Raw genomic sequence first — 1,579 nt, 5'->3', positions numbered from 1 at the left:
TTCGTATTATAAGGTTAACCAGTTTTTACTGGTTGACCTTATTTTTATAGGATTTAATATATCAGTAGCCAGGGTAGGACGTACGGGTGCGTGGGACAATGATCCCGTCGGCTAAACTGTCCACCCCCTACTTGTAGAAACATGTTTGAGGCTGGTTGGGACATAGATCTCGTATAACAAGCGAAGCTATGACACTATAAGGAGGAACAGGGGTACTGGTGAGTTAGTCAGAGGAGGAAGTTAAATGAACCCAGTAGTTGGTCTGGATGTGGCAAAAGGAGAGAGCCAAGTTCAGGCATTTTTAGATAAATCGAAGCCGTTTGGAAAGAGTTATTCTATGAAGCATACACGAGAGGATTTAGACCGTTTTATAGGCTTCTTACATGAGATTGAAGTGATGACCGGGCAAATGCCTATAGTCATTCTAGAATCTACAGGCCATTACCACTCTCCTGTTATTCAATGCTTGGAGGAAAACGAGGTTTTATATATCTTGCTTAACCCTATTATTTCTTATCAAGCGAAGAGATCTAGTTTAAGAAAGGTAAAAACAGACGCAATTGATGCGTATCAGTTGTGTATGCTTTATTACAAAGAAGATTTTGAACCTCATAAAAAAAGAGGGATTCAACTCTTAAATCTTAGAAATCTATCGAGACAACAGGAGATTGTGACGAATATGTATGTGGAGGCTAAGCTACAGTTTCACACTATTCTAGATCAAGTGTTTCCTGAATACCGCAAGGTTTTTGGTGATCTTTATTCAAAGGTTTCTTTATTGATGTTAAAGAAATACCCAACTTCAGAAGAGGTAATAGCAGCTGGAGAAAGTAAGCTAGCGGAGTGTGTGATGGAGTTTTGTCCAAGACGTTCTAGTCAATGGGCATTGGAAAAGGCAAAAAGACTAATGGATTCTGCCTATCGAAATCCATTTCAAAAAGTGGTGTATCATAGTCACTTGATCAATCTTCAAATGTATATTGAAATGCTTTTTCAGTACCAAGGGCACCTTTCGGAGTTGGAAATTCGTATAGTGACCTTGGCAAATGAATTAGAAGATTACAAGATTGTCCAATCGATTCCAGGAATCGGAGAAAAGATCGCTGCCACGATAATCTCTGAGATCGGAGAAATCGAACGGTTTAATCATCCGAAAAAACTAGTTGCCTTTGCAGGAGTAGATCCCAGTGTTCACTCATCAGGAAAGTTTACTGCCACAACCAATCGTATTACAAAACGAGGTTCAAGTAGATTACGCCATGCTTTGTATCTTGCCGTATTGTGTGGTATCAGAAGTTCAAGAAACAACAAGCTGAAAGAATTCTATGATAAGAAGAAATCAGAGGGAAAGCCTGCAAAAGTGGCGATAGTAGCCTGTATTAACAAACTGCTTCATTGGATTTATGCTTTATTAAATAGCAAAGAAACTTTCCAAGATATAGCGTAATTACTGGTTACAAGTAATTAAGAGAAAACCTTCCAAAAGGTTTTTGGAGGGCTATTTGTCATGCACAAAATAGTATATCATAAGATTAATAATAATTTTAGAGAAAAATATTGACATCCTATTAGCTGGTTT

At 38.0% G+C, this 1,579-nt stretch carries 1 protein-coding gene; it reads left to right on the top strand.

The annotated features are described in order from the left end of the window. The first annotated feature begins 244 nt into the window (after positions 1 to 244). Positions 245 to 1,447, top strand: coding sequence for an IS110 family RNA-guided transposase (locus M3627_RS20330; protein WP_251557264.1), 1,203 nt, complete (start codon positions 245 to 247; stop codon positions 1,445 to 1,447). The last annotated feature ends 132 nt before the right edge of the window (positions 1,448 to 1,579 follow it).

The sequence above is a fragment of the Psychrobacillus sp. MER TA 171 genome (assembly GCF_023713305.1).
Classification (GTDB): Bacteria; Bacillota; Bacilli; order Bacillales_A; family Planococcaceae; genus Psychrobacillus.
The sequence above is the reverse complement of the archived record's forward strand: the minus strand, read 5'-3'. Positions and strand labels throughout refer to the sequence as shown.

Excerpts from the sequence above, each read along its gene's own strand:
- M3627_RS20330 (WP_251557264.1), top strand. The coding sequence starts at position 245 with ATGAACCCAGTAGTTGGTCTGGATGTGGCAAAAGGAGAGAGCCAAGTT.